The sequence below is a fragment of the Microcystis sp. LE19-8.1F genome, assembly GCF_027531715.1.
GTDB lineage: Bacteria > Cyanobacteriota > Cyanobacteriia > Cyanobacteriales > Microcystaceae > Microcystis > Microcystis wesenbergii_A.
Genome location: NZ_JAPZSO010000095.1, coordinates 61,890 through 68,715, shown reverse-complemented (window position 1 = coordinate 68,715; position 6,826 = coordinate 61,890). Strand labels below are relative to the sequence as shown.

Annotated in this window: 5 protein-coding genes; 2 read left to right on the top strand and 3 right to left on the bottom strand. The window is 44.2% G+C overall.

Translation table 11 applies throughout. The features are described from left to right. Window positions 1–335: 335 nt before the first annotated feature. Both O9334_RS10255 and panD read right to left on the bottom strand, forming a co-directional pair. Complete coding sequence (locus O9334_RS10255) at window positions 336–1,523, bottom strand: TRC40/GET3/ArsA family transport-energizing ATPase (protein WP_002741890.1); 1,188 nt, start codon at window positions 1,521–1,523, stop codon at window positions 336–338. 74 nt (window positions 1,524–1,597) lie between these two features. Continuing rightward, window positions 1,598–2,017, bottom strand: coding sequence for an aspartate 1-decarboxylase (gene panD, locus O9334_RS10250; protein WP_045360360.1), 420 nt, complete (start codon window positions 2,015–2,017; stop codon window positions 1,598–1,600). A 37-nt stretch (window positions 2,018–2,054) separates the two neighbouring features. Between panD and O9334_RS10245 the strand changes: the two genes are divergently transcribed. Continuing rightward, window positions 2,055–2,882 (top strand): DUF3598 family protein, encoded by an 828-nt coding sequence (locus tag O9334_RS10245; RefSeq protein WP_045360436.1) that lies wholly within the window; start codon window positions 2,055–2,057, stop codon window positions 2,880–2,882. A 972-nt stretch (window positions 2,883–3,854) separates the two neighbouring features. Here the strand turns inward: O9334_RS10245 and O9334_RS10240 are convergent. Next, window positions 3,855–4,637 (bottom strand): aldolase/citrate lyase family protein, encoded by a 783-nt coding sequence (locus tag O9334_RS10240; protein ID WP_045360362.1) that lies wholly within the window; start codon window positions 4,635–4,637, stop codon window positions 3,855–3,857. 357 nt (window positions 4,638–4,994) lie between these two features. Here O9334_RS10240 and aspS point away from each other — a divergent pair, with 357 nt between their 5' ends. Further along, entirely contained in the window at window positions 4,995–6,782 is a 1,788-nt protein-coding gene (gene aspS, locus O9334_RS10235) for an aspartate--tRNA ligase (RefSeq protein ID WP_288000163.1), read from the top strand. Window positions 6,783–6,826 lie beyond the last annotated feature (44 nt).

Sequence of the window (6,826 nt, the reverse complement as noted above, 5' to 3'; positions counted from 1 at the left end):
AAGTAGCTGGTTATAATTAAATTAAAAATGGATTTTAGGTTCGATCCCCCCTGCCCTCCTTGATAAGGTAGGGTTGATTCATGAATCAACCCTACCCTTGATAAGGGGGGTGTCTGATAATTTTTAACGCCTACCTACTTATCAGTTATCAGATGTTATACCAAATCTGGTTATTAAAGACTGATTATTTATTCCTCCTGTTGCCTTTTGCCTCTTGCCTTTTGCCTGTCCTGATATGTAGCTTATACTCAACGGATTTAGTGTTATTTTCAGTTCACTGATTACTGATTACTGATTACTGATCACTGAAAAGCTTCCCACCCAATCTAGGAAAATCACACTTTCACCACGTTGCTAAAAGAGATTTTCAGGTAATCATCTTCCATTTTTGCTCCGGAAGGTTTCAGGGCTGCCAAAGCTTGGGGTAAGACTAAATTGCGACGGTGATTACCGATGCGAATATTTAACTCGTCTCCAGTTTTATTTAGCTGTATTTGTTCCTTGGGTATGCCGGGTAAATATAATTCCAGACTGTAGTTATTTTCCTGTTGAACTACCCGAATTGTGTTTTCTTGGTAATAAACCTTAGTCGGATCTTCCCCAGCAAAAAGAGTTTCTTTCAGTCTTTCCAAAGCGGGTAAACCACACATTTCTTCGGAGTAGAGAGGAACTTCCTTCACCGGTAAGGGATGAAAATTATCGTAAATTTCCTGTTTATAACCCTGTTGATTTTCTTTCCAACGAGCAAAGAAAGGATCGGTTACTTTGTCGGGAATAATCCGATTAGCAATAATCAAATCGGTGGAAACATTATAGAGACTTAGGTAGGCATGGGCGCGTAAAGACTCCTTAATCACCATTTTTTCGGGGTTTGTCACCAAACGTACCGAGGTTTGAGTATTATCGGTCAAAACCTTTTCTAAAGCCTCGATCTGCTCATAAAACTCGTAGGGAGCATCCATAACCTCCTTGTCCGGTAGGGAAAAACCGGCGATCGGTCGAAAAAAAGGTTCCACCAGTGGTCGCAATGCCACCGACATTCCCTGTAAAGGTTTGTAAAATCTTCTCATGTACCAACCGCCCACCTCTGGCAAACTCAGCAATCGTAAAGCTGTCCCCGTAGGTGCGGAATCGATAATCAACACATCATAAGTACCCTCATCGTAATGGCGTTTCATGCGAACTAAGCCGAAAATCTCATCCATTCCGGGTAAAATCGCTAATTCTTCCGCTTGCACTCCATCTAAACCCCTAGCTTGCAATACCTGGGTAATGTAACGTTTTACCGCGCCCCAGTTGCCTTCTAATTCCATTAGTGCGTCTAATTCTGCCCCCCAAAGATGGGGACGTACCAAACGAGGATCGTGACCTAATTCGAGATCGAAACTGTCAGCGAGAGAATGAGCGGGATCGGTGCTGAGAACTAGGGTTTTATAGCCAAGTTCAGCGCAGCGGAGTCCTGTAGCGGCGGCGACGGAGGTTTTACCCACGCCTCCTTTACCGGTCATGAGAATTACACGCATGGGGGCTGATTCTAAGAAAATTTACATTACTTATTCTCATTATGACGGGAAAGTTAACAAATTGAGGACAAGAATCAGCATTCTTGGCTAGAAAATTCCACTCCCCGACCATCAACCCGGGGAATTAGGCTCTGTTCAAAAAATTGCTGACAGCGATTTTCGGCATCAGCGACGAGAACTTTGGCAAAATGACCCTTTTCGAGAACTTCTTGCCTTGTACGTTGTTCGTAGGCATAGATAATCAAAATATCTCCGGGTTGACAGAGCAGAGCCGCCCCACCGTTGGGGCAAATTTCCCCGGTTTGGCCGGGAAAAACGTAGGTAGAAAAGCGCTTACCATTGCTAAGATTGACCACATCCACCTCTTCAAGGGGCAAAATACCGACCCGCTCGATCAATTCTCGATCGATAGTGATACTGCCGACATAATCGACGTTAGCCTCGCTGACGCGCACTCGATGGAGTTTGGCGTGCATTAATCGAATTGTTCCCATGTATTTTGTCCTATTTCCCCCAATTACTTCAATTATTATGCTCTCCCAGTGGGAATGTTTACTAAAAAATCTCGGTCAATGGCAAGGTTCTTTTACCCGTCTGTCTCCCCAGGGCGATTTGATCGAAGATACCCCGACTTTGGTATCTTTGCAAGGCATTAATAATAATCGATCGATTCGTCAATTGGTCCGCCGTCTCTACAGCGATCGAGTGCCAGAAGATTTAATTTTAGAGTATAGTTCTCTCAATCAGGGTATTCTATTTAGCCAGACGGGGGCTTTTTGCCAAGGTTCTTTATATTTTAGTAGTTTTTCCTCACAATTCGGAGCAGAATTTGGGTTAATCTCCGGAGAAAGACGATTAAGAATGGTACAGTTATTTAATGAACGCTGTGAGTTCGATCGCTTGACTTTAATTCGGGAAAAGTTAGTGGATTCTCAGTCACCAGAAAGACCGATGTTAACGGTGGAGCAATTACTGGGTCAATGGCGAGGACAAGCGGTGACAACGGGACGGGATTTTTATAATTCTGCTGCCTATTCTACCCATGTCTCGATCGAGCGTCAGGGGGATAATTATCTCTCGCAAACTTTGACTTTTGGCGATAATCAAATTACTTCTAGCGCTCGGATTGAGGGACAAAGATTGTTGTTTGAAAATAGTCCGCTGCCAGTGCAAATTCTGCTACTACCCGATGGTTCTTCCTGTAATACACCTCTGAAAATTACTGCCGGTCATCCTTTTGTTTTAGAGGTGGGTTGGTTACTTTCTCCTACTCAAAGACAGCGCTTAATTCGTTCTTATAACGAGAAGGGAGAATGGACAGGTATTACTCTGGTGACGGAGGAAAAAGAAAACTATTAGCCGTCAGGACCTGGCTAGATTGATAATAAAAAGGAAATTGACTAATTACACTCAAAAATATCGGGTTTCTCCTAAAGATGAATTATAACTGGATTTGGCATCGTCTCCTTGCTCGGAGACTTGCCAAAACGACAACTTTGTACTTCACCAATAAGATAACTGCTCTCAGAAGCTGAATGCTAAGGGCTGCTTTATATAAGCAAAATTTATCAAAATCCCAATATACTTGAGAAGATTTAAATTTACATTCCTTAATCTTTACTTTTCTTAAAAAATAATTGAGAAAAATTCCTATTTGTCAACGAGATTGCAATAGTTACAGCCTGCTGCTAAAATCTAAGAATTGGGTTACTCTGTGCATTTTTAGAACTTGTACCTTGAAACCCTTACCACGTCTAGGATTACTAATTAGTCACCAGGAAAAACTTGCCAATTGCTCCTTTGACGAAAAAGATCTTTTGCCAAAAATATGTGTACTTATGTTAAAACGAAAAAGTTTTTTTGACAAAATGTACCAGATATGCTGCAAGGAAAGTATCCAGATTAGCTACTGGGGATGGGAAACTGTTAACTATCTAGGGTTTGCGGCAAAAAGTTGGTTGGTGGGGGCGGGGGTGTGGAAGGAACCACAGAGACACAGAGGACACAAAGATTGATCACTCCTATATAGGGCTTGCTGAAAAAGTTTTTCTTGGGGGCAGGGTGTGGCCCCCCCAACCCCCCCGACATCGGGGGGGCAGGTGGGGTGTAGGGTTTTACCCATTTTCAGGTGGTCAATTACCTAATTTTCAGGGAAAAAGTCCCGGAATTTTCCCCGCGCTCACTCCAATCCCTGGCACTTTTGGATTTCAGAAAAGCCTAAAAATCTGATCCAACAAGGTTTTTAGATTTATTCAGCCAGTCCTACCTTTTATTTGTCAGATTGATTGGATATGTCTAGGTTTTGCACGATCAATCAAGGGACCAGTATCTTTAACCAAAAAGTAAATTATGCAAGATTTCTAAACGCCGGTCATCTTCACGGACAATAGCACCATAATAATTTTTCTTATTCTCTAGCCAGAGTAATTCAAACTCGATCGCCTTGGGCAAAGCTAAACCAAAATTATCCAAAGCTTGGGGACAATCAAAGATAACTTTGCGCGTCTCGAAGCGGTCAAAATGTCCTTGGCAGAACATTTTGAAAAACGGGAAAGAATGCAGTGACACCCCACCCCCAATGGCAACAGTCAAACCGGCAGCCTTAGCTTTTTTTGCCAAAGGTAAAGCCAGATCCAAAACTTGCTTGCTATTCACATCCTGACGGGTTAATCCCAAAGAACAGGCTAAATCCATCCGTCCGATGACGATACCATGGAGAGATTTTATCTCTGGAATCGCCAACATTTCCTGAAAATTATCACAGGCAGTAATCGTTTCGATATTAACCAATAACTCCACATCTTCCACCCCTTGGTCAGCTAAAACCCTCCTAGCTGCCCGCAGATATTTTTGTAAAGCGTAGGCTGTTTCTACCATGGGAGCAATTAAGCGATCAACTCCTAAATTAACCGCATCAAAGATATCTCTGACCGCTTCGCAACCAGCAATTTTCAGATTAAAATCCACCCCCGCTTTCAGACTAATTTCTTTCAACCGCATCGCTTCCGTCAGTCGGGTTCCTTCCGTCTCGAATTCCGCTTTTACCCCTGAAACATGGTGATCTTCCCTGAGTTCTCTTAACAGTTCCACCATTTTTTTTTCTAAGGAATTCATGTTTTTAATCGTTGAAAATCGGTAACTGCTAGATCAGCCTTGTTGATTATAGCCGATCTGCGAAAAGCCGATAGCTGAGGACTAAGTAGGTAGGTGTTAAAAATTGTCAGATGCCCTCTTATTCAGGAGGGATTAAGGGGGTGCCGATCCCCCCTTATCAAGGGGAGCAGGGGGGATCGAACCCAAAATCTATCTTCAATTTAATTAAAACCAGCTACTTAGGAGACCATAAAAATACCCTAAACAAAGGGACAAGAGCGACAAAATGCCGGCATAATGAACAAGGCCGTCTGATTTTTTTCTGGCCACATCCTTTCTATACTACATTCGTAATATAAGTAATTCTCTAGTTAGACTATGCGAACTCACTACTGTGGCGACCTTAGCGCGATCGAAATTGAAAAAAGTGTCACCCTCTTCGGTTGGGTCGATCGCCGTCGCGATCACGGTGGCGTTATTTTTATCGATCTGCGGGATCGCAGTGGTATTGTCCAGATCGTCAGTGATCCCCAACGAACCCCCGCTTCCTACCCCATCGCTGAAACCGTCAGAAACGAGTATGTCCTCAAGGTGACGGGAACAGTCAGTCAACGGCCTCCCGAATCCCTTAACCCGCGCATTGCCACTGGAGAAATCGAAATTTACGCCACTAGCATCGAGATTCTCAACGGGGTGACTAAACAACTGCCTTTTGTCATCTCCAGTTCCGAAAGTGAATCGGTCCGGGAAGATGTGCGCTTGCGATACCGCTATCTAGACCTACGCCGGGAGCGTATGAGTCAGAATTTACAACTACGTCACCAAGTTGTCAAAGAAATGCGCCGTTTTCTCGAAGATGAACAGCATTTTATCGAAGTGGAAACACCAATTTTAACTCGATCGACTCCCGAAGGAGCGCGGGATTATCTGGTTCCTTCCCGTGTCAGCCCGGGCCAATGGTACGCTTTACCCCAATCACCGCAATTATTTAAGCAATTATTAATGGTGTCGGGAATGGATCGCTACTATCAAATCGCCCGCTGTTTCCGCGATGAAGATCTGCGCGCTGATCGTCAACCGGAATTTACTCAGTTGGATATGGAGATGAGTTTTCTCTCTTTACCTGAGATTTTAGCCCTGAATGAGGCTTTAATCGCTCATATCTTCAAAAAAGTCAAAAATATCGCTATAAGCCTGCCCCTGCCCCGTTTAACATATTCTGAGGCTATGGATCGCTATGGGGTCGATCGCCCTGATACCCGTTTTGGCTTGGAATTGGTCAATGTGGCGGAGATTTTTGCCGATTCGGGATTTAAGGTGTTTTCAGGTGCGATCGCTAGTGGGGGGACGGTGAAAGTTTTACCGATTCCCAACGGTAACGAGGCGATTTCTAACGTCAGAATCAAACCGGGTGGGGATTTATTCAAAGAAGCCACCGATGCGGGTGCGAAGGGAATCGCCTACATCCGCGTGCGCGAAGACTACGATTTTGATACCATCGGTGCGATTAAAGATAACCTGACAGAGGCACAAAAACAGGCTTTAATCGAGAAGACTGGCGCAAAACCGGGGCATCTGCTGTTATTTGGGGCAGGAGATACCGATACAGTCAATAAATCCCTATCCCGCCTACGCTTAGTTTTAGGGGAACAATTGGGATTAATTGATCCCGATAAAATCAACCTCCTCTGGGTGACGGATTTCCCGATGTTTGAATACAACGCCGAGGAAAAACGCCTAGAAGCATTGCATCACCCCTTTACTGCCCCTAATCCCGAAGATTTAGACGATCTAGCCCAGGCTCGCGCCCTAGCCTACGATATGATTTTTAATGGTATTGAAATCGGTGGCGGCAGTTTGCGGATCTATCAACGGGAAGTACAGGAAAAAGTCTTCGCTACCATCGGTCTATCCCCAGAGGAAGCCTATAATAAATTCGGCTTTTTGTTAGAAGCTTTTGAATACGGAACCCCTCCCCACGGTGGCATCGCCTACGGTTTAGATCGCTTGGTGATGTTGTTAGCGGGGGAAGAATCGATTCGCGATGTGATTGCTTTCCCGAAAACCCAGCAAGCTAGTTGTTTACTCACTTCTGCACCTTCGACAGTGGCAGCGAAGCAATTAAAGGAATTATCCGTTGCTTCTACCTACAAACCGCCATCCTAAGATTAGGGTGGGCAATGCCCACCTAATTTTTCCAAGTCTGTTGA